The organism is Shewanella algidipiscicola (assembly GCF_003605125.1).
Lineage (GTDB): Bacteria > Pseudomonadota > Gammaproteobacteria > Enterobacterales > Shewanellaceae > Shewanella > Shewanella algidipiscicola.
Genome location: NZ_QPQT01000018.1, coordinates 62729 through 87933, shown reverse-complemented (window position 1 = coordinate 87933; position 25205 = coordinate 62729). Strand labels below are relative to the sequence as shown.

Sequence of the window (25205 nt, the reverse complement as noted above, 5' to 3'; positions counted from 1 at the left end):
CTCCAATCTACAGTGAATGCCCGTATTTTTGTTGGGTACCGCTATTTTCAATTTTGACATTAGACATCACGGGCTCGTATGGTGTATCCGTCTTATCCTCAGGGCGCTCTTTGGTTGAGCTTTTGCCAAGCAGATAAAACTCGACATCCGAAGGCGCGACAAAACCATCTGTAGGAAGGCTAATATCTTTTTTATTAAAAGGTCTCACTAAGCGAGGGGTAACTAAAATCACTAACTCGGTTTGACCACTACGAAAACTCTTACTCGAAAAGAGTTGTCCCAATACTGGCACATCACCAAGACCCGGCACCTTATCAATATTTTCTCGTAAGTTATCGCTGATCAGGCCACTAATCGCTATCGTTTGGCCATCGGCTAACTCAACCGTGGTAGCAGTACTGCGTTTAACCAGTGAGGGAACGATCAAAATAGAGGTGGTATTGTTACCGGATATCGCCACTGAGTTTGCGTTGCTTAATTCGCTGACGATCACATTTAAATTTAAGTTGATTTGACCTGAGTCGAGCACTGTCGGTAAAAATTTCACCCCTACCCCAAAATCACGATATTGGATAGTAGTACTACCATCCTTGTCGGGGACTGGAATGGGGAATTCACCACCAGATAAAAACTCAGCCGTTTGACCACTCATGGCCGTCACATTTGGCTCGGCTAACACTTTGGCTAAACCATTTTGTTTAGCCACATCGAGTGCAAAATTCATTAATAAATCTTGATTTATATACTGTGCAAAAAAGCCTTTACTGGTTACGCCACCAATACCCGAATCAACAAACCCGCCGCCACCGCCAACGACACCGCCAGAAAGCTTTGAACCTTGATTAAAAATTAAAAACTTTGAATCAAATTGACGCGCAACCTCACGCTGAACTTCAGCAACGACCACCTCTAACATGACTTGATGTCCACCACCAATTGTCATCATATTTAATACTGTACTTTTAGGTTTACCCACAGTAGGAGCAGAATCAACATAGGCCTGAGCTAACTCAACGGCCGTATTCATTTTTTGTAAGTTAGAGGCTTGACCGCTTAATAAAAGCTGTCCTTGAGAAGTTTGCACCGCCAGTTTTTCGGTGGGTAAAAACTCATGTAAACGCAATTTCAATCCGTTTAAGTCATGGGTCACCTCAATGTCCATGACACTAGTTAGTATTTCATTTTCGTCCCAAATCATCACATTAGTGCTACCCAATTTCTTACCTAATACATACAACTCATTTTTAGGTAATAGTTTGATATCGGCGATTTCAGGGTTCCCCACGGAAACCCTATGCACCGATTTAGGTAGTGACAATACACGAGACTTAAAGATGGGGATCCGCTTTAACTCTTTCTCCCCTTCAAATGGTCCGCCTGCCATGACAGGTAGAAATATTAAGGCCGAAATGAACGCCAAAAACACGCATCCTAGCTTCCCAATTTTGCCAGTCGAACGCAGCATAGCTCACTCCTTTTCAACCCTTTGGTTGTATCAAATAAATTTTCAAGCGATTAGTCATTTACTTTAACCTCTTGCTCTTTCATTCCTTTTAATATCAAAACCTTGGCTTTAGAGTTTGACTGAACATACACGACTCCCTCTGTCGGTGTTGCGGCCTTCGCAAGCACGGGAGGCTCAGAAAATTGCTTTACAGGTTCTGGTTTTGATGACTGATTGAATAAAGCCACCTCGACCTGCGCATTATCATTTGGATTTCTAAGCGCCAACTGCAATGAGCCACGTCCTTTAGCAACCAACAACTGCTCAGCTTGACCCATGCTCAGTTCTAAGGTTACCGCACGAACTAACATAGGTTTATTTTCATCGTTTGACGCGCGCTGATCGATCGCCAATATTTTTACATTAGAGAGCACTACATCAGTTTTGTAATCGCTTTCTTTATACAGATTTATCACATCCACCCTGTTTCCGGGCAATAAGAAGCCAGCAACACCAACAACATCATTCACCCTAATCGTGACCGCGCGCATATTGGGTTGAATGAGGCTAGCTAATGTACTGCCCTCCCCTTTATTAGTCAGTTTTTCTTGGCGTAAAATCTCACCGGGATAGAGCTTTTGATTAACAATTTTGCCTTCAGCATCTTCAAATTTTGTCACTGACCCCGCAGGAACGATTCCTTCAGGCACTGCGGTTAACACTAAGTGTTTACGGTCTACAATCGTTCCCATAGGGACGACTGAAGACACGGTAACAACACTGGTCGTTTGCGCCACATCGGTAACACTAGTATTGGACTTGAGCCAGTTTTGAGCGAGGAAAACGGCAACCGCTCCAAATATCAGCGACAAGACGACAAACAAAATCGTTTTGCTATTCATTTGTGAACTCCTGTTGTTAAGTACAACATGCCTATATTTTCATTATTCAACAAAATAGATGGACCAGGCTGAGTCAATAAGTGATTGCGTCACCACTGGTTCAAGCTTCATAAAGCAAATTTGGTCAGACATAATGCCGAGTAGATCCCGTGGGTAACAGGGAATCAAAGGCTTAGCGAATTTTTGATGGTACTCTTTAAGCAGATGTAAAAATGTCTCTTCGCTACAGCTGAGGCCTAATTCATCACATACCCGAAACCAAATCTTACGGTAAAGTTCAGTATTTAATGCATCAAAATGGATTTTGTAACCGAGTCGTCGTAAGAATGCTTCGTCGACGAGTTCCTTAGGATCAAGGTTAGTCGAGAAGAGTAAAATTAGCTCAAATGGGATCTCAAAATGTTCACCTGATTGCAAACTTAAAAAGTCTCTATGCTCTTCCATTGGAATTATCCAACGGTTAAAAAGTTGTTTTGCACTAATACGTTGCCGCCCTAAATCATCGAGTAACAAAATGCCATTATTGGCCTTAAGCTGCAGTGGAGCCATATAGGTACGGCTATGGGTATCGAATTGTACTTCTAACATTTCAGCTGTAAGCTCACCGCCAGTGATCCTAAGCGGGCGTTGGCACTTGATCCATCTTGGATCGTGACCACTGCCTAAATCTAATGGGTTATTAGTCACGCCATCTTCGGTACGATGATGCAGCTCAGGATCGAAGACTTGTATCACTTCATTGCCTATCGCAATAGCATAAGGAATAAGCACATCATCGCCCAAAGTAAGATTAAGATGGCGGCACAGATAACTTTTACCTGTACCCGGCGGGCCGTATATCAAAACTGGGCGATTAGAATTCATCGCAGGGCCGATTTTATAAAGCAGATCTTGAGGCAACACGAGTGCTTTGAGGCCCTGTTCAAGCATTTCATAAGTGATGGGGCGAGCTCGACTCGATTGCTGCTTGCAGATGGGAATATATTGCTTAAGCGGTACAGGGGCTAATCCGAGATAACCGCTGCGACTAAAGACAAGTTTGGCATGGATTTCTCCCGTATGACTCAAGGCATAGCGCATTTGGCCATCAACTGTAGTTTGGCGATTTTCAACCCAACCGAGCTTTTTAGCTGTGTCGAGCAACTGTTGCAAGATACCACCTGTTAAACCAATTTTTGCTACCATCAACTCTTTAGTCAGTACGCCTGCAGTAAAAATATGCTTAACCAACAGATCTAATAATAATGATTCAGATAAACCCGTGGCATCGATAGAAATGGGTTTGGGTGCCAACTTGCTGACATCGCGTATTTCATCTGGTTCAGAAGGTTGCGATAATGACTGAACATCTAGAGCATGACCCGCATCCGAACGCAACATATTATGCCCCCCATCCGAGGTAATGACTTAACTGCAGATAAACGCTTGATAAATCATAGTTGATGTTGCAAGCCACCAGCCAGCCAATGGCTAATGCGGGGGCATAGGGTACTTTTTGCCCTGCAGCTTCACCAGGCTCGGGTTTAAAGTAGGTTTTGCAGTAAATGCAGTCCCAATAACGTTTAAGCGTGTTAGCTACGCCACTAAAACCGGTGCGCCACAATACCAGCAACAGACTCGTCACAGAGCCTGCTGCAACACCATATAAGAGACTCCATGCCAAAAGCTCGGGCCCCATTAAGGCGCCAATCCCCATCATCAATTTAATATCGCCTGCGCCCAGTACCCGAATAATAAAAATGGGAAACAAGATGATAAATGCCAGGGCAAAACCGAAACTGGCTAACAGCAGCCCATTAAGCTGGGCATAATAGCCGTTGATGGCAAAACCACAGAAAATTGCCGCCAGCGACAAGGCATTGGGGATCCGCTGGGATGTTAAATCAGTGGCAATGGCGATAATAAAGAACAGCGCCGCCAAGGTGATTTGAAGTACTAACTGGGCATCTGTCATCGAGAAAGTGTCTCTTTAAATAGGTATAAAAATAAGTAGTATCGATGCCTAGTTTGCTGGGCAAACTAGGCATATCAATAGACCTCGGTACCTTAAGGAGGAGTAGTACCAGAGGTGGTACAGTCGGTGCTAGCACCATTCACCGCACCAGCTAGGCAGTCAATTTTGTTTGTAGCGTTTTCACCCAACAGGTTAAACGCGGCAATCATACCGCCAACCACCAAGCCCCCCGCAATGGCATATTCCACTGCCGTTAAGCCACTTTCATCTTGAATAAAATCTTTAAGTAAGTTTGTAAGGTTCATCGTTGTCTCCTAACGACCTAATGGGGCACACTGCCGATGTTATCGGGCATCCTAGCCACTGCTTTCGTCCTTGCCGTCAGGCTGTGCCAATACTTTTACCGACTGTTAAGTGTAAACGCTTTGCGCCCTCACCGTTTTAGTCATTCCTCACAGCAACTCGAGCAAACAACATTTACTTCACATTGCCGTTACATTTAAAGGTAGCAAATTTTTCACAGCACGTAGGTTTAAAATAAAAATATATTCTCAAAGCAGCTTAAGGTATTTTGCAGAGACAACCGGAGCCAAAAATTAAGCTTGCTTAGGGTGGAATAAAAACACAAAAAAACCAATAACAAATTGATTTTAATGAATTTGTCACTTTATCTTAATGAGTTGGATCTAGTGACTTAAGCCTAAGAGGTCAATTTTAATCACCAAGGCCTAAGCGCATGAGCAATAAGCTGGCTCACCTCGCTAGCCAGTTTCTTTGATGAGCATGCATTTCATTTTTACAGCTATGTCTAATACTCATCCAGCTGATAAATATCCTCACGAAACTGTACTAAGCCCATATTATCTACCCAAGCCGTTAAATAGGTCATCAGCACAGGTAGAGGCTCTATCAGTGGGAAATTGCGCGGCGCATTTTGTGCCATTGCACGCTGTAAAGTTAAGGGAGACTGTTTGAGATGGCGTATTAACAAATAATTGACTAATGCTTCTGCTTTATCAAGCCGAACACAACCATGACTCAGTGCACGCTCTTGACGACTAAACAGTGATTTTATCGGCGTATCATGTAGGTATATAGCATCATTGTTTGGGATAGAAAATCGGTAGCGTCCGAGTGAGTTATTAGCCCCCGGTTGCTGCACGAGTTGATAGTCACGCAACAAGGCGGAAACTTGCTGGGCGGGCATACGTGCCAGCGGGATCACTGTCGAATCACCACTGCTCACGTTACGTAGCTCAAAGCCATGGGCAGCTAAATATCCTGGGTCGCGATTATTTTTGGGTAGCAGTTCGCCATAAACAATACTGGTGGGAGGTGTCCATGTTGGATTTACCGTCATTAAGGTTAATTTTGTCATCATTTGTGGCGTTGGCGTTGTGGGTTTACCGACTATCACCCGCATGCTCAATACACTGGAGTCATTTTCCATTACTTGTAATTGATAGGCTGGAATATTGACCCACACATAATTTTGCGGCAATTGCACCGGTAACTCAAACCAACGAAATAAAACCTGACGTAGGTGCGCAATACGTTCTGACGGCGAAATCTGCAAGGCTTGCAGCGTCGATTTATCGAGTTCTCCGCTTTGGGCTAATCCGTGCCTTATTTGAAAATGCTTTATGGCACTTACGATTGTTGGGTCGTAAATCGCATCCCGATAGCCGTTAAGCGTCTTAGGTGGTAAATCTCCTAATTGAGTCAGCATCCACCTCAGCTTGGCGATTTCTGGCGAACGCTGCCCCAAACGGTATTGCATAGGTGAAATTGATGGCCATACATAGATTTCAAGTTGTTGAAAATACCTAATTTTCTCACGTAACAATTGCACCTGTTTATGTTCCGGTAACATGCTGCCCAGTAGATTATCTAGCTGCTGAGCTTGCGCGGCGCGACGTAATTGCTCAACACTCAACAGCGCTTCATTGCCCTCGCCTCGCTTTATTGTTTGGATCATATTAATAAATAGTCGCGAATAACGATCGTCTAAATCCCTAGAAACTGAGTCACTTGACTGGTTCGATGACAAACTGGTTTGCTGCCAGAAGCCCAAGTCTTGCGCTAACGCAAGCATATCTAGGGTTAGTGGCTTAGGCCCCTGCTCATCGAGCCAAATAAATTCTGCTTCACTGGGAACAACATGGCGGGTTAACTGAGCGACCTGAGTCATATTTTCAGCAGCTTGCGTAGGGGGATGAATTAGACTGAATACAGCACAGACGACGCAGGCCAAGAATAGGTGAACATAAGATAAATATCGTTGCATATTGTCGAGCCCATCCTATCAACTTAAGGATTATAGAAAACACCTGTAAAAGTAGACAAAACCCCGTAGAAAAAGCGGTTGATTCACACCATTGTAAGCAGGCAATCGATAAGGTTTTTTCATTACGAGTAACTCAGGTTTAGTTCAGGCATTGCTTTATGACAAGCTTACCCCCCTTTAAATGGTGTTACTCCCCCGAGTAGAGCATACAAACAGCAGACAGAAATTATTGATCTATACTTCACTCAGTTAATCACTCATTGCGCCATTTATAGACGACGCGACATTAGCAGGACAATAATAAACCATGGTAAAGATGGAGTTAACTAAGCAGCGGTTACTTCAACTGATATTAATACTGCTGATTATTGTATTACTATCGACAATTATCTATCCCGCTTGGACTGTGGCAAATGCTCGTTTTATTTTAAAAACGGATAATGAATCAGGCGCGACATTAGCCGAGCGTTATTTATTGCTAGGCGATTGGCCTTCGGGTAATGAAGATATGTTATTGACTCATTTTGATGATTTTCAGGTCAATGTGGAGTCATTGCCAAATGGCTCCACAATAAAATCGGCCCCAACATCAAATGTTATTAGCCAACCTGAAGCCTCCCAACAACCCTAGCGAACCAAAGACAGTTTTTTGACTGAAAGACGAGATTCACCATAGCGCTATGCTGAATACCGACACCGCAATCCAGTTGAGAGAGACGTTGAGAGAGACACTATGACTGACGTAGCACAGCAAGCCACTTCATCAAGCAACGCCATCTCACTCACGCGCACTTTTTTTAGAACGCTAGCCATGCTCATTTTTTTTATCGTTATTGCGATTAACTATAAGCAATTACTGCAGTATTACTCTTCTTTTTCGATCGCCAACGCTATGACACATATCGAAGTTGAACATCTGCTCAGTAAAGGGTTAATAATAGATCTACTCTATTTTGTGCTAATAGTCTTATTACTCCATATAGGCTGGGCGTTAGTGATCACCTTCTCCTGCCGACCATGGTTTGCTAGGTACACCAATGACAACGTCAAAACACAAATTTGGTTGATACTGCTGTTACTGCATTGCATTTTTATGTTGTCGGCAAATGCCTACTTATATCCGACATCATTACTGGGTTTTTTTCGAGGCACGCCCCTAGCGAGTGGTATCGCCGTCGTCACCTTGGCGATATTACTGTTAGCGAATCTGCTTTATGCTTTGATGGACACTCTGCCTCGCCAAAATAAAAGGGTAAACACTCTGTTAATCATTAGCCTATTAGTGGTTACTTTAGTGCCTATTTATCTGTTTAGCGGTAGCCCTGCTAAACCGAGCTTCTCTACCGTTAACGAGCAGCCTAATATTTTTATTATCGGTATTGATGGTTTACGCCCCGACCATCTTGCCTATCGCGGCGCCGATACATCACTTGCGCCGGCGTTGAATCAGTTGTTATCAGAGTCATTGATTTTCAATACAACCTATACACCGCAGGGGCGAACTTATGTCGCCTGGATGGGGATGCTTTCAGGCTTATATCCGATAAATAACGGCGCCAGGTTCAACCTTGCACCACCAGAACTCGTACATAAACCGTTCCCCCTATTAAGACTACTCTCTGACCGTGGCTATCAGACAACCTATGCCATAGATGAGCGCCGCTTCAACCAAATCGATGCCAGTTACGGCTTCGATCAGGTTATAGGCCCTAAAGTAGGTGCCGCCGATGCGATTATATCGAATGTTGCCGATCTCCCGCTGGTCAACTTAGCCATTAATTTTCCCATTTCACGTCACCTGTTTCCCTACCTTTACATCAATCGTGCTTACGGAAAAACTTACGATCCGTTACTGTTTAATCAAGAGGTTTTACACAGTTTGCCTGCCGATAAACCCAATTTTTTAGCGGTACATTTTTGCCAATTACATTGGCCTTTCACCTCAAAAGATTTTATCGAGCTGGATAAATCACATTGGGATGGCAACTATAATCACTATATGTATCGCGAGATGGTTAAAAAAGTCGATATACAGATAGCCGACTTTATCGCCCAATTGCGTCAGCGCGGTCTACTAGATAACGCCATTGTGTACCTGTTATCGGATCACGGTGAAGGCTTTTTATTAAGCCAAGACAAGCTCGTTGCAGCCGATAGTATGGCAGCAACAATCGGCCCCGATAACCCCACGTTACTCAACGTCGCAGCGTGGGGGCATGGCACGAATATTCTGGCTCAGGAACAGTCACAAGTCGTGCTCGCGTCATTGAGGTATCGTAATGGTGAAGCCATAAACCCCACAGGAAAAGTCGATGGTTTATTTTCGTTAATTGATATCGCGCCCTCCATAGTTGCCAACCTTGCTCACTCTTCCACTACAGTAATGGCATCTACAGACTTGGTATTCGACGGCCAGCCGCTACCACAAACCGTTACGCAAAAACGGAGCCTGAGTAACAATCAACGACATATCTTTGTCGAGTCGTCACTGCCTGTACGCTCGATTAATACCAGCTTTATCGATGATAAAAAGGTGATGTCAGAAACCGCGTCTCATTACGAGATAAGGGAGGATGGTCGAGCCGTTATGAAACCTGAGTCTTATCATAACAATATCCAATTAAAGCAGCGTTCGGTGTATGCCGGACATTGGCAATTAGTTATGCTGCCTAAAGATGAGCGCCTTATTTTAGTCGATACCGCAAACAAACGTTGGCATAACCTCAGCGATTATTCGGGTAATGCGCCTTGGCAAGCAATGCTCAATTCACTCTGTAAACACTATCAAACTGATTTTATTGATACTCCCCACCACGCATGCTTACCCTCGTTTGAGCTGCAAATAAGCCAAAACAAAAATGAGACAATCAGACATGAGTAAGTACGGCGTGACAGGGCAACTGTGTATCGTAGCAGGGCGCTTACGTGACTCAATACCCCTATCGGGCTATCTACCACCCAAGGCGATTAGGCGGTAGGTAGCACTGCAAACGATTTGGCGACCCAAGGCGGTGAAGACAACAGTTAGATAGGGTATTGGCCATTAACCCGCTTTCATTGTTCGCAAAAACTTAGGCACATCGGCAATCGAATCTAACACCACGGTCGCGGCGGCAATAGCCTCATCAGTCACCTCTTTACCGGTACGAACCAATATACGCGTGGGGACACCAGCGGCTTCAGCGGCTAACATGTCGTCACGCTTGTCACCGACCATCACAGATGCTGACAGATCGATCTCTAAAAACTGCGCCGCACTGTTTAACATACCCGGCTTGGGTTTACGGCAGTCACAATCGATTTTATATTCGCCAATACCTTTATCGCTATGATGTGGGCAATAATAGATGCCATCTAACTCAACGCCTTTGTCAGCAAAGTTCCAATCCATCCATTCGGTTAAACGGTGAAACTGCTCTTCAGTATAGCGTCCACGGGCTATGCCCGACTGATTGGTGACTACTGCCAGTTTATAGCCCATCTGCTTTAACTCGGCGCACGCTTCGAATACACCGTCAATATATTCAAAATCATCCACTTGATGTACATAACCATGGTCAATATTGATGACACCATCTCTATCTAGGAACACAGCAGGATTCACAGGAAATACCCCAAATCAGATCAACACAATTTAATGGACACTATTATCACACCACAATCACTAAAATGCACCGTTCTATCTCTATAATGAATAAAATTATCCCATTGACCAAAACCTTAGCCATATTTATCTCCATCTTTGCTGCTGAAGAGAAAATGGCGACAGACTCGCGTATTGATACAGAACATCTGCTGCAAGCCGCCGCACTCAAGTCGATGGCGCCTTATAGGGTTATGTGATTTGTTAACTTAAAGATCACTTTAACCAGCAAGTATCTCTGCAACCCGCTGTTTTAACGTAGGTAAGACTTCGCTGCCAAACCATGGATTGGCCTTTAACCAGCGATTATTGAGCGGACTAGGATGAGGTAGTGGCAAAACAGCATCTTGAGCGGTGCAACTATTTCTGACTCGCTGAGTCAAGGTTAAGGCAACACTGCCTTTAGGCGTTGGGCAATGGTAGGCTTGCGCGTATTGGCCCATAACCAAGGTCAACTTAATTTGAGTCAGCTGACTCAATAATTGCTGTCGCCACATATCGGCGCATTCAGGCCTAGGCGGTAGATCGCCATTTTTGCCTTTGCCGGGATAACAAAACGCCATAGGTAAAATGGCAAACAATTGCTCATCATAAAACTGCTCATGGCTAACACCCAGCCACTGACGTAAGCGCTCACCACTGGCATCATTAAAAGGCACACCGGTCTGATTTGCCGCCCTGCCCGGCGCTTGACCTGCGAGCAAAATTTTAGCCTGCGTTGCCGCCTGAATTATCGGCCGCGCATCTGGCGGTAAATGCGCTCGGCACAACTGACAACATTTTATCTCTGTGATGAGTTGACTCAACGTCGAGACGCCATCACGTGAAGCCGACGGCTGTACATTCATGCTGGTGTTAATCAAAATGGCCCATCTCCCATTATTTACCTCTCGAAATTTACCACTCACATGCGGCTCACCCAAACTTTATCACCATGCTCGATACATCCTTTGCACCATGTTAAGAGCACGAACGACGCACTATTTCATAGTCAGATTAATAGTAGAGTCTTAATTTAATTACAGACGCTTTCTTTATGATTTGCCATTGGCAAAGTGCTGTAGCAAGCGTGCAGCACCTGCAATAATACAAAAATCAAACATTGCTGCTCACCGAGCTCAGCATATTGTATCAATCATACATTTATCACCTTAACGAATACGGACTTAAAGCGTCATTTTACATACAGTGAAGCCATAGTTTCCCTTTAGCCATAGTTCCTCTTTATTTATAGTGCTATAAACGGTAATCTTATGCGGATCAGCGACTATCACGCATATACATTAACGGCAAGTATGAGTCGAACGGCTCCGATTGTTGATAAAACACGCACGCAAGTGGGAGTCTTAAGAGTAGAAATGCTGTCTGGTGACATCACTGCAGTAGACCATAATATCAAAGCGCCTTGGCTCAAGCAGTCACCGTAGGCGGGTAAGAGAATACCGACTTATCTGTTGAACAGGATGAACTCAGAGCATTAATCGAAACCGACCTGTTTGCCAAGGCGATGCCGAATATGCCCCATGAGTTATTAGCCCAAGCTGAACATGACTTAACCCCATTAAAAGGGTGACAAGGTGATATCAGCCGTTGGAGTGAGCTCAATACGCAGTTTCATACCTGTTTATATCAAGCCGCTAATCGCCCCACACATGCTTGATGTGGTTCATGGTTTAAACACCAATTACGACCGTTATATCTGCTCACCGTTGTTATTAATGGGTGGTATACCTAAAGCAGCACAAGCTCATAGAGTTCTGCTAAAGCTGTGTCGTCAACAGAATGTAGAAAAATTCGTTTCTGTACTCAGGGAACACATATTAGATGCTGCCGATGCCATTAAGCATCCGGTTGTACAACAAGTCGACTAGATCACGGTTGATCTATCAACTTATTGCTAGGCTTATTTAGATTAGTTCGATAAGGCAGAGCTGTGCTTCTGCCTTTATTATTTTGAGAGAATATAAGATGCAGTACGCCACCATTACAGGTTGGGGAAAGTGTGTTCCCCCCGCAACGCTTACAAACCATGATCTTGCGACATTTATCGATACGTCAGATGAATGGATTAGGCCACGCACCGGCATAAGCCAACGACACATTAGCCATGTCAACACATCGGAACTGGCATCGGTTGCCGCCCAGCGGGCATTGGCAGCAGCTGGGCTTGAAGGCAGTGATATCGATTTAATCATCTTAGCCACCGCGAGCCCGGACACCCTAATTCCTAACATAGCATCAACAGTGCAAGCCAATATTGGCGCAAGTTGTGGTGCTTTTGATATCAACGCTGCCTGCAGTGGTTTTCTGTATGGGCTAGGCTTGGCCAGCTCACAAATTAAGAGTGGCCAGTCTACACGAGTACTAGTGATTGGCGCCGAACGTCTCTCTTATTATCTTGATTGGTCACGCCGTGATACCGCCGTATTGTTTGGCGACGGCGCTGGCGCCGTGGTGGTTGAAGCGAGCGACCAACCTGGTGGTATTTTAGGTTATGAACTCAATAACGATCCCGCTGCACGCGATATTCTTAAAACCAGTTTTGGCACCGCAATGGATCGCTTTAGTGCGTCTTCATTAGACTTCTATATCGAATTCAATGGACAAGAGATCTTTAAACGTGCCATCGCTGGCATGGGCAAACTTAGCACCCAAGTACTTGAAAAGTGTGGTGTAGATAAAGACGACATCGACTGGGTCATTCCGCACCAAGCTAATGAGCGCATTATCGACACCCTCATCAGCCGCATGAAGATCCCTAAAGAAAAAGCCGTGGTCAATATTGCCAATTACGGTAACACCTCTGCGGCAACCATCCCAATTGCTATCTGTGATGCACTCGAAAAAGGGATGATTAAGCCTAATCAAACCATTTTATCTTGTGCCTTTGGCGCTGGCCTAACTTCGGCAGCCGTGTTGTTTAAATGGGGCGACCGCATCACGCCAATTAACCAATCTGATGCAGAACTGCCACCTTGTGATAAAACCGGTATCGAACTGGTCGCCAGAGCCGTTAAACATTTCTGCGGTTAATCGTTATCCACACTAGGGCGCACACGCCTGATACATAAAAATGTCGGCATTTGCCGACATTTTTTATTTAAGCGCTTGTATGATGCACACCCATAATAATCGCATTTATCAAAATTGATGGGTGCGCTCATCGGTACCTAGAATGGATCTAAAATAACTCGCTCACCTTAAGTTTATCGCCACCGCCCATGGCCGCCACTTGAGCCAACAACAATTCACCACAGGCAATGGCATCGATTAACGCATTATGGGCCGCATAAACGGGCAAGCCATAACGGGCTCGGCTAGCCCCTAAGCGTAAGGCCCCCTCTTGCAATACCTCGTGCTGACGCAGCAAGCGCTTTTTTTCCAGTGCCAAGGTATCAACCGCCATCAGCTTAATGTGTTCATTATACGCTTGAGCAAGTCCTTCCTGTAAAAAGGCCAAATCCAAAGGAGAGTGATGCGCCACCAGCACCTTGCCCTGAGTGACGCTTAAAAACCATTGCATTGCCGTTTTCATCGATACGGCTTGTTGCAGATGCATATCTAATATGCCGTGAATGGTAGCGCTTTGACCGACACTGCCCTCAATTTGCACCAGTTTATGTTGTGCCTGTTGCAGTAAAATCCGCCCTTGCTCAATCGGGACGACACCAATACTCAAGATTTGATCGCAAGCGGGGTTCAATCCAGTCATCTCCAAATCAATGGCCACTAGACTCACTTGCTCGACATTACGGGCTAGGTTTTCCAGTAATGCCTGCTGGTAAGCCTTGAGCTGTGGATGCTGGGTTATCGCCGTGCGCCAGCATAAGCGGCTTTTAAGCATTGGATGATGCAACACCCTAAAAACTCCGCGTAAACTTAAGCTTCATACCCGCCTGCGCGTCATGCACCACTTTAAACGCATCACGCAGTTGATGGCGCACTAGTGATGACAAGTTTTGGGGCATCAAATAGTTACTCAGCACCTGATTGTGGGTAAATTGATAGCCTTGGTTTGATAGACGGATATGGGCAATAAACTCATGAGCATCGGCAAGGTTAAGCGCATCTTTACGATTAATGATGTTTTGCTCCATCAACAATCGAATGCGCTTGGCAGTATTGACCTCTTTGATCCCCGCCGAGAGTGCATAAACACGGGCAATATCGTTAATTAAGACGCTGCCTTTATGCTTTAAATCGATTCCTTTAACCTCTTGCCCATCACGTTCTAAGACAAATTTCTTAAAGAAGCCCAGCGGCGGTGAGACTTGTAGCGAGTTACCCGCCATCCCGGCTAAAAAGATATCATTGTCTTTGGTCGATGCAAGCACCTGCGATTGCAGGCTGTCAAATAAACTCTGTGGCCCATAAACACAGCGCATATCAAAAAAGATGCTGGCATGCATTAACGCCTTAGGCTCTGGGCTATCGACCCAATGACGAAACTTATTTTGCCACTGCTTTAAGGTCATTTGCCATTGAGGGTTTTGCGCCATGATGTCACCAGGGCAATAGATATAACCACAGCTGTCTAAGCCGGCACATACCGCTTTGGTGAGTGCATCAAAATACCCCTTGGCCTGTTCATCCATATCATGGGCTAACAATAACCCGTTATCTTGATCTGAACACGCCACCTGATCTTGCCGCCCCTGAGAGCCAAAGGCCAACCAGCAAAAAGGCATAGGCGCTTGGCCCAAAATCTGCTGATTAAGTAAGATAAGTCGCCGAGTAAGGGCATCGGTTACCGACGTGAGTACGCGGCCAATCTCTTCTGCTCTGGCATCGGCGCTGATGAGGTTTTGCAACAACAGCGGGATCTGTTTACTGACAGCAATGAGACTGTCCAGACTGTTTTGTCGCTCAATTTCACCAATCAACAATAAAGGCTGCGAGCTTTGTCCGCGTAAAATATCTGTGCTACTGACCACGCCCACGGGTAACTCGTTATCCACTATCGGTAAATGATGAATATTATGCTGACTCATCAGTAACATCGCCTCAAACACTAAGGCACTTGAGGATAAGGTTATGGGATGGCTGGTCATGGCTTGATGCACAGGCAATTGGCCATCATGCCCCAGCGCTAATACTCGATTACGTAAATCTCTGTCGGTTAAAATACCGGCCAGTTTATGATTGTCGATAATTAACAAGGACGATACCCGTGAATCGCGCATTAAGCAGGCCGCTTGGGTCACGTTAGCGTTGATATCCAGTGTCAGGGGCTGTTTAGACATCAAGCTACTTACCCGACTGGTGGAGCCTAATTCTTTGGCTTTAAAACGGCTCTGATGGCGTAAACGTTTAGCAAAGGCACGATTAAAAAACCGATCAAATTCACGGCTTTCACTGCGTAGCCGGTTAAAGGTATCGGGGTCGAGATGATAGACTAAACCATCTTCAAGAATTTGAATTTTATTGCTTATTTTTTCGCCAGACAGTAAAGAGGGAAAGCCAAAAAAGTCGCCATCACCTAACCTATCAATTAAGTCACCATCATCGCCGTGCACCTCAAATGCACCACTGCGGACGATATACAACTGCGGATGACTTTCATCTAACGGTACATAGGTCGAGGCTTTACTGTAATAACCTATGGTTAACGCACGGCAACAGCTCTCTAAAGTGTTGGCAGACAAAGTGTCAAATGGCGGAAGCTGGCGCAAAAAATCGGTGATGGGTTGTAACTCACTGGCATCCATAATCGACCTCATCAAGTAATGTTAGGATCTATTGACCCTCTCTAACGCGTTATCGTAATAAATGAAGCGGTGAGCGAATGATTGATAAAACCATCGAGTTATAACTAAGGTAAATGAGCAATCTATTAACGCTATCCCTTATTTCCTAATAGCAACTAACCTAAGTCAGCATCTGTAGGAATATCCCCCCCGATTGGGTATATCATCGCGTTACAATAATCGGCTTAGGTTAAATACTAGGCTTATGCTTAGTCGCTCACGGTATAGAACGCCAATGCTTAATGCTAAGAGCTAAGACCAAGAAGTAATACCGATGGCTAACACTAATAACTAGCACTAAAAACTAACGCCAAGAACTATCATCAGAGCTACTATAGCCTTGACTTATAACACCTTGCTATACGACTTATGGCCAGTCACACCAATAGACTCATCTTTGTCGGCGGCCAATCATAAACAGCTCACTGTCTTGCCCATTTGGGCTCTGCTGCCGATGCAGATACAGTGGCTCGATATACGCTTGTCGTAACACATCGATAAGCCACTGCTTTGGATAATAGTAGGTAAACACCTGCTGACCACAACTTGACGTTTGCGCTTTCGCCTCGCCCAAATCCCCCGCTATCCAGCTGAGATACATCAAGCCATTGGGTTCAAGGTACGCTGCCATACCCGACAGTAACGACCTTACCTGCACCTGATTTAAATAGGGCAAACAAAAGCCACACACCATCGCATCAAATTGTGCTGACAAACGGCTAATATCCAGCGAATCCATTACCTTAAATTGCCCCTTTGGATTATTAACTTGCGCCAATGTCACCATATTCGGCGCCAAATCTATGCCTAAATAATCCAATTGTGGGTAGCGCGTTAACAGGTAATGGGCAATATTACCCGGTCCGCAGGCGATATCGAGCACCCTCGCCGTTGGCGATAAATAATCACAAAGCGCATCGTAGGTGGCGGTATACTCGGGCCAGCACATATATTTGTCTTGGTATTGCTGCGCCACCTCATTAAATGTGTTAACTGAAATACGATAGTTTTCCAAGCAAGCCTCCGCTTTATCAATCACACATGAGGCGTAATTAACTCACGCCATTGCAAATATCTTAATTAGCTAAGCATAGCTAGCGCAATAAAAAAGGAGCGCTCAGCGCTCCTTCTTAACTTAAGATCATGGTCATTATTGATTAATGATCGTGCGCCTCGCCAGCCCCTTTAGGAAAGCGAATCGACTCAACCATATCCACCACATCTTGGGGTACGGCAGTGGTCACTCTGCTAACAATAAAGGCCACGGTAAAGTTGACTATCATGCCTAACATACCAATCCCTTCTGGCGAAATCCCCAATAACCAGTGCTCAGGATTGTTATCAGCAGGATTCACAAACTTAAAGTAGATGATATACGCTGCGCTAAACAGCAGACCTGTTACCATACCAACTACCGCACCTTCTTTGTTCATGGTGCGAGAGAAGATCCCCATGATGATTGCTGGAAACAAGGATGATGCCGCTAAACCAAAGGCTATCGCGACCACCGCAGCCACGAAGCCCGGCGGATTAATACCAAAGTAACCGGCCATCACTATGCCCAAACCAGCAGCAATACGAGCATACATGAGTTCTTTTTTATCCGAGATATTAGGCATTAAGTTTTTCTTCAAAAGATCATGTGAGACCGACGTTGAGATCACCAGTAGTAAGCCCGCTGTTGTCGACAACGCTGCTGCCATCCCTCCTGCAGCCACTAATGCGATTACCCATGCAGGTAAATTAGCAATCTCAGGCGTTGCGAGTACCATGATATCGCGGTCAATGGTCATTTCATTGGCCTCACCATTGGCATAATAAAGCTTGCCATCGGCATTCTTATCATCCCACTTGATCAAACCGGTTTTTTCCCAGTTTTTAATCCAGTCTGGCGCAGTTTCATAAGCAACACCGCTAGCATCTGGACCATTAATGGTCTCAATCATATTTACCCGAGAGAAGGCGGACAGTGCAGGCACGGTCGTATACATAATGGCAATGAACACCAATGCCCAACCTGCAGACACTCGCGCATCCTTCACCTTAGGTACAGTGAAGAAGCGGACAATGACGTGAGGTAAACCAGCCGTACCAAACATCAAGGCTCCAGTGATAAAGAACACATCAATCATGCTCTTAGAGCCTTCCGTATACTGGGAGAAGCCCAATTCTGCCGAAAGACCGTCGAGCTTTTCAAGCAAAAAGACCCCCGTCCCATTACCCGCAGCATCAACCAGTTCGGCCCCAAAGCCAATTTGCGGTAAAATATGTCCCGTCATCATGATAGATATAAAGATAGCGGGCACCATAAAGGCGAAAATCAATACGCAATATTGTGCAACCTGGGTGTAAGTGATCCCTTTCATGCCACCAAGCACGGCATAGAAAAACACCACCGCCATACCGATATACACCCCAGTTTCAATCTCGACCTCGAGGAAGCGCGAGAACACCACCCCCACACCACGCATTTGTCCTGCGATATAGGTGAAACAGATAAAGATGGCACAGATCACCGCCACCGTCCGCGCTGTCTGTGAATAGTAACGATCGCCAATAAAGTCAGGTACGGTAAACTTACCAAACTTACGCAGATAAGGTGCCATACATAGCGCCAATAACACGTAGCCACCAGTCCAGCCCATCAGATAGACTGAGCCATCATAACCAACAAAAGAGACGATACCGGCAAGCGAAATAAATGACGCTGCCGACATCCAATCAGCCGCTGTCGCCATACCGTTCATAATGGGGTGAACCCCACCGCCAGCGACATAAAATTCTTTAGTCGAACCTGCACGAGACCAAATCGCAATACCAATATATAAAGCAAAGGTAAGACCGACGATCAGATAAGTTAATGTTTTTATATCCATATTCGTTACTCCTTAATCTTCATGAACACCGTATTTTTTATCTAGCGTATTGGCTTTCGCCACGTAGACAAAAATAAGCGCAACGAATACATAGATAGCCCCTTGCTGAGCAAACCAGAAGCCCAACTTAAAGCCCATAAAATGGATTTCATTAAGTACATCGACCAGTAAAATGCCGCAACCAAATGAAACTGCAGCCCATATTGCTAGCAGTCCAAGTACCAAGCGTAAATTCTCACGCCAGTATCCTTCTGCCTTTTCGTTATTTTCAAAAGCCATTACGACTCCCCTGTGCTAATTATGATTAAGACAAAATTTAATCTAGCAAGCATTTGCGCAACAACAATCGCGACCTTAGTCTAACGCCAACGTAAACCTTTCATTAAAATTCAACTTAACAATTTAAAAACAAAAAGATAGAGGTTGACGCTCACGTAAACCATTAAAAATATCAAACGCTTACATTAGACTAATGTCGAACAGAGATGTGATGATGTATAGCGCGCTGGCTAGTTGTAGCGCGCCGCCTAGTTTGGCAAACAGGTTCGCTTGGTTTGGCAATTGATGATTAGTGGAATTGTGTAGCGCGCCGGCTAATTTTGAAAATGTAACCGCTGGGTTTTGAAAATGGCAAGCGATATCGAGTATTTTTTCGAGTCGGTAGGCGTTGAATAGTTAGTACAGCGAGTGTTGCAAACACCTAAGGTTTAACGTCCTGTAAAGTTAGTCTAATCCCTAAATTAATGGTGGTAATCGTCCTTTGGGCTCATTTTTATGCTGCTATGGCTTCAACAACTATTGTTGCCACTGACAAAATAAGGTTAAGGGTAAATGTTACTTTAAATCAACAACATACCTTTGAACCCACTGCCCTTTCATATTGACTTCAGAGTCGAGCATACCACCGTTTCGGATTATCGCTTTAGCCGATGCAAGATTCGATTGAAGACAATGCAGATGTACTTGTACGACCCCTCTCTGACGTAAGTGTTCTATAGACAGTTGCATGAGTCGTTTGCCCCAATTTTTACCACGCTGTGAGGGGCGTATACTCAACCCGATATGACCACCACAATGGGCAATTTGCGTTGTTAAATAATGCCTTATGTTAGTCACTCCTATTATCTCGCCCTCATAAATCAGCCACAAGGTGGTGCTGGCAGCATAACCGGGAGGCAAGTCTTTTCCTTGAGCAAAACGGGCCATCTTAGCTAACATGGCTTCGAAGTCGTGATGCTCGAAATCAAGCGGAAACGGATAGCGCTCCTCATCACCCAGCTCGTCAATATAACTCAGATAACTCGCTTGATATTGCATTATTGGCAAGAGTAACTCCATACCACTCCTTATGCTTAATCATTCAATAGGTAGTATTAACAAAACTTCAGCATCTCAAAGGGATCATAATGTTGATATTGATAACCCAGCTGCCGACAAATGAGCGAGCCATCGACCACTTTATCCTCCGCCTTATCTCCAGATGAGGCAAACTCTGGCTCAGCTACGCCGAGTATTGCCGCCGCGCGCTGATAAAACGCTGCCTTATTGGGATGTTCGGGTGAGCAGATATTATAAGCTGGTGCCAGTTGGCCTTGATGGGTAAGTAGGGTCATTACGCCACCAACGCAATCATCAAGGTGAGTCATGTTGACCGATAGCATTGCCCCGGTTAAGCCGGTTTTACCGGCAAGAAAGCGCCCCGGATGACGTTTAGGCCCCATTAATCCGGCAAACCGGACAATAACAGCCCCTTTAAACATGGCTTCAGCCTGCAGCAGGATCTTACTCGTATCGTTATAGGCTGTGGCGTCAGCTTCATGTTGTACCTTGCCATTAGCAGGATACACACCTGTAGTGCTAATAAAAATAATGCGCTGATAGGCATGTTTGCCCATCAGCGTCTGTAGACGTTCAAGTCGCACAAGATAGCCACTGTCGCCACGACGAAGCCCTGGGGGAATATTAATGACGATTGCATCGGCGTGAAGTTTAGCTAATTGCTCACCATCAAAAGGCTGCGGCGCGTCAAGATCTAACACAAAACCATCAATACCCTGCTCTTTTAATGCAGATGCTTGAGTTGTATCCCGTTTAGAGCCGCTAACTAAAAGCCCTTTTTCCACCAACGCTTTGGCTAATGGTAAGCCAAACCAACCACAACCAACAACAGCAACTGAATGAATCATAAAGTGTCTTTACTAAAAAGTCGTACTGATAAAATACCTTAAATGTACTGTTCAGCAAAGCGCAGCTACTCGGTATGACTAAAATAAAAACTACTGCCCACACCACTTTGAAGCACCTTGTGTAGACGCTCATTTAGCTCTGCGTGAGTCACAACGCGCTCAATATCGATTTGCTCTTGATCTAAAAAACGCAGTTTAGGATCGCTGCCATCGTGGGAGCAGGCCCATACATGTGGCTGTTTAACCGATGCTGTGGTGAGCATCACTTTAGCAAACTGACCATCCGACAACTGCACTAGTGTACCGGGCGGATAGATGCCTAATAATTTCACTAATAGCGCGATCAACGTCTGGGCGTGTTTACCCGCATGATTTTTAAATAGAAAGCCAAGAGCTTGCTGTGGGGAATGCTCTTCATTCGCCCACAACTGAGCATCAAAATCATTGGCTAGGCTCACCACTTGGGTCAACATCGGGATCTGCTTGTCTGTTAAGCCATCGGGGTAACCCGAGCCATCAACATACTCATGGTGATGTAATACGATATTAAGCACCGCTTTATTAAATAGGCCCGTTTTACTCAACATGTCGACCCCAAAATTTGGGTGCATCTTGATAAAGTTCATTTCAGCAGTGCTCAAGTCGGCTTTTTTATTGCGGATGTTTTCGGGCACTTTAAGCTTACCAATGTCATGGAATAGACACCCTAAGGCAATATCGCGCATATCCGATTTCGACAAATCCATTGCTTTAGCGATGATTAACCCTAGCACAGCGACACTCACGCCATGTTGAGTCACACTCGTCGCTTCACCTGTGGTGACAATGGCTAATCTTGGGTTATCGGTTTGGTGCAGATGCTCCAGTAATGACTCGACCAAGGTGGCGGCATCACGATAGGCGCCTGCGGGATCGCTGGCGATTTTACTAAAGGCCGCGCGGCAATGATTGATACTGTCGATAAAACGGCTTTGGCTGAGCCGTAGGGCTTTTTTAGCCGTATGCTTGGCCGCTAGTAGGGCCTCATCTTCGCTAAGTTGCGCAGCAGGTGCTACCACGTCCGCCTTAGGCTGTGGGTTGTCTTGTAGTAAGGTTTGCCCTGACAATAAAAATACATAAGGCACATCTAGGCTTTTAATCAGCTCTATTTGCGCCTGTTGCTCAATTTTAATCCGGTTGAGCCAAAAAGGATGATGTTGCCAAGACAGCGGCAACTTAACCGTAATGCCAATTCTAAGTTGAGACAGGGGTAATTGTATCGCCTGCGCTTTAGCCACTTTATGTCGCTCCCTATAACCTTACCTCTTTACAGTAAAGTCACGAAGTCGACAAAAAACAATCATTAGCCAAACAGATTAAACCGTTACAGCAAAGCTAGCTGTAAGTTGCGAGCTTATTTCCCGCTATCGATATGGGCCATGTTAGCGTCATTTCGCCAGTCATTAAGGTAGTAACTTAAATGTTTAGAACTGGCGATATACAGCAGGCTCCAAAACAAAAAGAGCGCGTCCAAGCCGAAGTGCCATGTGTACAAAAAGTGATTATGTATTAAGCGTTGCAGTAACAAGCCACCATCAATCATCAATAGCAACACCAACAACCATTTCAATTGATTGAATATAGGACGAACCCAACGAGGAGCGCGTTTCCGCTCGGCTATCACCAATGCATACAGTATCAATGCCCCGGCACCGGCGGCTAATGCCAACAGAAAATCAGACTTTTGCGGATAGATCAACGCCACCAAAGCCGCTCTATCACTGGCTTGAGTCAGCGAGGCAATAAAGACACACCAACCTCGAGCGATAAACGCCAATATCAGATAAAGCATGATAGGCGGTTTAAAGTGCCCATTATCGTCAATCCAGTTGATGTGGCCAAAGTTCAAACGTATATCTCCGTGATGAGCCAATCGCTATCGGCAGCGCCTAAACGCGATACTGGCAGAGTACTAACTGGATATATTGTGGCAAGTAATCGAGATTTCAACCATATAGCCAATATCGCGGGTCCCCCCAGCAGGGACTCACGCTTAATCCCTTATCTGACAGCGGTAAAAAAGGCGGCCGTTGACAATAAAAAGCTGACAGATAACCCATAATGCTATCGGCCAGCCGAGTGATTTAGGTGTTTTGGCTAACGATTGAGCAATGCTAATAACTCATCTTCATCGATCACCTTCACCCCTAACTCCTGCGCCTTAGTTAGCTTTGAGCCAGCCGCTTCACCCGCGACTAAGCAGTCGGTATTTTTCGACACACTGCCCGCCACTTTGGCACCTAATGCCTGTAACTGCGCCTTGGCATCGTTACGATTAAGCTGATTTAAGGTGCCGGTTAACACCCAAGTTTGCCCTTTTAGGGGTTGCTCTTCGGCGGCAACCTCTTCGATTGCAGGCCAGGTCACGCCCGCCTCTAGCAGTCGCTCGACCACTTCAAGGTTATGGGGCTGGGCAAAAAAGTGCACTAGATGCTGCGCCACAATCACCCCGACATCATCGACCTTCATAAAGGTCTCGGCATCGGCCTGAATCAACTTATCGAGGGTTTTAAAATAATGGGCTAAGTTAGCGGCGGTGGCCTCGCCGACCTCGCGGATCCCTAATGAATAGAGGAAACGAGCAAAGGTGGTTTGTTTCGCCGCCTCAATGGCTGCAACTAACTTGGTGGCTGACTTAAGCCCCATACGATCGAGCATGGTCAATGATGATGCACTCAGCTTAAATAAGTCTGCTGGACTTTCGATAAGCTCTTTGTCGATCATCTGCTCGACCACTTTATCGCCCATGCCATCGATGTTTAGTGCCTTGCGTGAGGCAAAGTGCTTAATCGCCTCTTTACGCTGCGCTTCACAAAACAGGCCGCCACTGCAACGGGCCACCGCTTCACCTTCGATACGCTCCACATCGCTACCACAGACTGGGCACGCCATAGGAAAAACAATGTCTTGCGCATCATCGGGACGCTTATCACTTACTACGGCGACAATTTGCGGGATCACATCCCCAGCACGGCGAATAATGACACTGTCGCCAATTTTCACCCCAAGACGTGCGATTTCGTCGGCATTATGTAAAGTGGCATTCGACACCGTCACCCCCCCGACAAACACAGGTTTTAACCGTGCCACAGGGGTCACTGCGCCAGTGCGCCCGACCTGAAAGTCGACCCCTTCGAGTACCGTCAACTCCTCTTGTGCGGGGAATTTATAGGCGGTTGCCCAGCGCGGCGCTTTGGCCACAAAGCCAAGCTGCTTTTGCTGCGCGATATCGTTGACCTTAAGCACCACCCCATCAATTTCATAAGCCAGGTCGGCCCGGCGCACCATAATATCTTGATAATAGGCAAAAATAGCAGGGATATCCTTGCAGACTTTCACTTCGGCGCTTACGGACAGCCCCCAAGCTTTAAGCTGCATTAACTGCTCAAAATGATTGTCTGCCAAGGGCCAAGATTCAGGTTCGACGACCCCGAGTGCGTAGGCATAAAAGGCTAATGCACGGCTGGCGGTAATTTTACTGTCGAGTTGACGCAGGCTGCCAGCAGCGGCGTTACGCGGATTAACAAACAGCTTTTCACCCTTTTGGCGCGCCTTGTTATTGACCGCTTCAAACGCGGCTTTGGGCATAAACACTTCGCCGCGCACCTCTAACAGCGGCGGAAAATCATCACCACGTAGGCGCAGCGGTATCGACTTAATGGTGCGCACATTTTCGGTAATATCTTCGCCAACGGTGCCATCGCCGCGGGTAGCGGCACGTTCATATAGCCCATTGCGGTATAAAATACTGACCGCCAAACCGTCGAGTTTGGGCTCACAGCAAAATGCGGGCGCCGTTATGGTTTTATCGCTCACGCGTTTGTAAAAAGCATTAAATTCGGTATCACTAAACACATTGTCTAAGCTAAGCATCGGCTTTAAATGTGTCACTTGTTCAAACTTTGCTAGCGCTTCGCCACCCACTCGTTGAGTCGGAGAGTCCATCAAAGCAAACTCAGGGTATTGAGCTTCTAAACTCTGTAAGCGGCGCATAAGGCGATCATATTCCGCATCGGGAATAGACGGTGCGTCGTCGACATAATAACGGTAATTGTGAAGATTAAGTTCGGCGGTGAGTTGTTGAATTTCGTCTTGTATGGCTTGCATGGTTTCTCGTCCAGATTAAG

At 45.6% G+C, this 25205-nt stretch carries 22 protein-coding genes and 1 pseudogene; 5 read left to right on the top strand and 18 right to left on the bottom strand.

The window, feature by feature from the left end:
- Nucleotides 1-7: 7 nt before the first annotated feature.
- The 6 genes from DVO77_RS17135 to DVO77_RS17110 form a co-directional block, all read right to left on the bottom strand.
- Nucleotides 8-1465, bottom strand: coding sequence for a type II and III secretion system protein family protein (locus DVO77_RS17135; RefSeq protein ID WP_119979143.1), 1458 nt, complete (start codon nucleotides 1463-1465; stop codon nucleotides 8-10).
- 50 nt (nucleotides 1466-1515) lie between these two features.
- Nucleotides 1516-2346: a Flp pilus assembly protein CpaB gene (cpaB, locus tag DVO77_RS17130; RefSeq protein WP_119979142.1), complete on the bottom strand. Its 831-nt coding sequence runs from the start codon at nucleotides 2344-2346 to the stop codon at nucleotides 1516-1518.
- A 42-nt stretch (nucleotides 2347-2388) separates the two neighbouring features.
- Entirely contained in the window at nucleotides 2389-3726 is a 1338-nt protein-coding gene (locus DVO77_RS17125) for an ATP-binding protein (protein ID WP_249038201.1), read from the bottom strand.
- Nucleotide 3727: 1 nt separating this feature from the next.
- Nucleotides 3728-4300, bottom strand: a complete 573-nt coding sequence (locus DVO77_RS17120; protein WP_110456941.1) for an A24 family peptidase — start codon at nucleotides 4298-4300, stop codon at nucleotides 3728-3730.
- A 92-nt stretch (nucleotides 4301-4392) separates the two neighbouring features.
- The gene (locus tag DVO77_RS17115) at nucleotides 4393-4605 is read right to left on the bottom strand and encodes a Flp family type IVb pilin (protein ID WP_119979141.1); all 213 of its coding nucleotides are present in this window, start codon (nucleotides 4603-4605) and stop codon (nucleotides 4393-4395) included.
- A 503-nt stretch (nucleotides 4606-5108) separates the two neighbouring features.
- Nucleotides 5109-6587 (bottom strand): L,D-transpeptidase family protein, encoded by a 1479-nt coding sequence (locus DVO77_RS17110; RefSeq protein ID WP_119979140.1) that lies wholly within the window; start codon nucleotides 6585-6587, stop codon nucleotides 5109-5111.
- A 307-nt stretch (nucleotides 6588-6894) separates the two neighbouring features.
- Between DVO77_RS17110 and DVO77_RS17105 the strand changes: the two genes are divergently transcribed.
- On the top strand, nucleotides 6895-7218 hold the full coding sequence (locus DVO77_RS17105; protein ID WP_162924213.1) for a hypothetical protein: 324 nt from the start codon (nucleotides 6895-6897) through the stop codon (nucleotides 7216-7218).
- Between the two features lie 102 nt (nucleotides 7219-7320).
- Entirely contained in the window at nucleotides 7321-9468 is a 2148-nt protein-coding gene (locus DVO77_RS17100) for a sulfatase-like hydrolase/transferase (protein WP_119979138.1), read from the top strand.
- 162 nt (nucleotides 9469-9630) lie between these two features.
- On the opposite strand, the gene gmhB is transcribed toward DVO77_RS17100, so the two are convergent.
- Nucleotides 9631-10191 carry a D-glycero-beta-D-manno-heptose 1,7-bisphosphate 7-phosphatase gene (gmhB, locus tag DVO77_RS17095; RefSeq protein ID WP_110456936.1) on the bottom strand — a complete coding sequence of 187 codons (561 nt, stop codon included), beginning with the start codon at nucleotides 10189-10191 and terminating at the stop codon, nucleotides 9631-9633.
- Between the two features lie 86 nt (nucleotides 10192-10277).
- Between gmhB and DVO77_RS19080 the strand changes: the two genes are divergently transcribed.
- Entirely contained in the window at nucleotides 10278-10430 is a 153-nt protein-coding gene (locus DVO77_RS19080; RefSeq protein ID WP_162924212.1) for a hypothetical protein, read from the top strand.
- Between the two features lie 21 nt (nucleotides 10431-10451).
- On the opposite strand, the gene DVO77_RS17090 is transcribed toward DVO77_RS19080, so the two are convergent.
- Nucleotides 10452-11078 (bottom strand): uracil-DNA glycosylase family protein, encoded by a 627-nt coding sequence (locus DVO77_RS17090; RefSeq protein ID WP_119979158.1) that lies wholly within the window; start codon nucleotides 11076-11078, stop codon nucleotides 10452-10454.
- A 447-nt stretch (nucleotides 11079-11525) separates the two neighbouring features.
- On the opposite strand from DVO77_RS17090, the pseudogene DVO77_RS17085 reads away from it, so the two are divergent.
- A pseudogene (locus DVO77_RS17085) lies at nucleotides 11526-12101 on the top strand (FCD domain-containing protein).
- A gap of 97 nt (nucleotides 12102-12198) precedes the next feature.
- The gene (locus DVO77_RS17080) at nucleotides 12199-13263 is read left to right on the top strand and encodes a ketoacyl-ACP synthase III (protein WP_110456934.1); all 1065 of its coding nucleotides are present in this window, start codon (nucleotides 12199-12201) and stop codon (nucleotides 13261-13263) included.
- 148 nt (nucleotides 13264-13411) lie between these two features.
- On the opposite strand, the gene DVO77_RS17075 is transcribed toward DVO77_RS17080, so the two are convergent.
- The 10 genes from DVO77_RS17075 to ligA form a co-directional block, all read right to left on the bottom strand.
- Nucleotides 13412-14086 carry an exonuclease domain-containing protein gene (locus DVO77_RS17075; protein WP_162924215.1) on the bottom strand — a complete coding sequence of 225 codons (675 nt, stop codon included), beginning with the start codon at nucleotides 14084-14086 and terminating at the stop codon, nucleotides 13412-13414.
- 4 nt (nucleotides 14087-14090) lie between these two features.
- The gene (locus DVO77_RS17070) at nucleotides 14091-15938 is read right to left on the bottom strand and encodes a DUF294 nucleotidyltransferase-like domain-containing protein (protein WP_119979137.1); all 1848 of its coding nucleotides are present in this window, start codon (nucleotides 15936-15938) and stop codon (nucleotides 14091-14093) included.
- A 430-nt stretch (nucleotides 15939-16368) separates the two neighbouring features.
- Nucleotides 16369-16992, bottom strand: a complete 624-nt coding sequence (locus DVO77_RS17065) for a class I SAM-dependent methyltransferase (protein WP_162924211.1) — start codon at nucleotides 16990-16992, stop codon at nucleotides 16369-16371.
- Between the two features lie 142 nt (nucleotides 16993-17134).
- Nucleotides 17135-18853 (bottom strand): sodium:solute symporter family protein, encoded by a 1719-nt coding sequence (locus DVO77_RS17060; RefSeq protein WP_119979135.1) that lies wholly within the window; start codon nucleotides 18851-18853, stop codon nucleotides 17135-17137.
- 12 nt (nucleotides 18854-18865) lie between these two features.
- Nucleotides 18866-19132 carry a DUF4212 domain-containing protein gene (locus DVO77_RS17055; protein ID WP_110456929.1) on the bottom strand — a complete coding sequence of 89 codons (267 nt, stop codon included), beginning with the start codon at nucleotides 19130-19132 and terminating at the stop codon, nucleotides 18866-18868.
- A 555-nt stretch (nucleotides 19133-19687) separates the two neighbouring features.
- Complete coding sequence (locus DVO77_RS17050) at nucleotides 19688-20191, bottom strand: GNAT family N-acetyltransferase (protein ID WP_119979134.1); 504 nt, start codon at nucleotides 20189-20191, stop codon at nucleotides 19688-19690.
- Nucleotides 20192-20226: 35 nt separating this feature from the next.
- Nucleotides 20227-21039, bottom strand: coding sequence for an SDR family oxidoreductase (locus DVO77_RS17045; RefSeq protein WP_119979133.1), 813 nt, complete (start codon nucleotides 21037-21039; stop codon nucleotides 20227-20229).
- 65 nt (nucleotides 21040-21104) lie between these two features.
- Complete coding sequence (locus tag DVO77_RS17040) at nucleotides 21105-22316, bottom strand: HD-GYP domain-containing protein (protein ID WP_119979132.1); 1212 nt, start codon at nucleotides 22314-22316, stop codon at nucleotides 21105-21107.
- Between the two features lie 116 nt (nucleotides 22317-22432).
- Nucleotides 22433-22927 (bottom strand): DUF2919 domain-containing protein, encoded by a 495-nt coding sequence (locus DVO77_RS17035; RefSeq protein WP_119979131.1) that lies wholly within the window; start codon nucleotides 22925-22927, stop codon nucleotides 22433-22435.
- Between the two features lie 248 nt (nucleotides 22928-23175).
- The gene (gene ligA, locus DVO77_RS17025; RefSeq protein ID WP_119979129.1) at nucleotides 23176-25185 is read right to left on the bottom strand and encodes an NAD-dependent DNA ligase LigA; all 2010 of its coding nucleotides are present in this window, start codon (nucleotides 25183-25185) and stop codon (nucleotides 23176-23178) included.
- Between the last annotated feature and the right edge of the window lie 20 nt (nucleotides 25186-25205).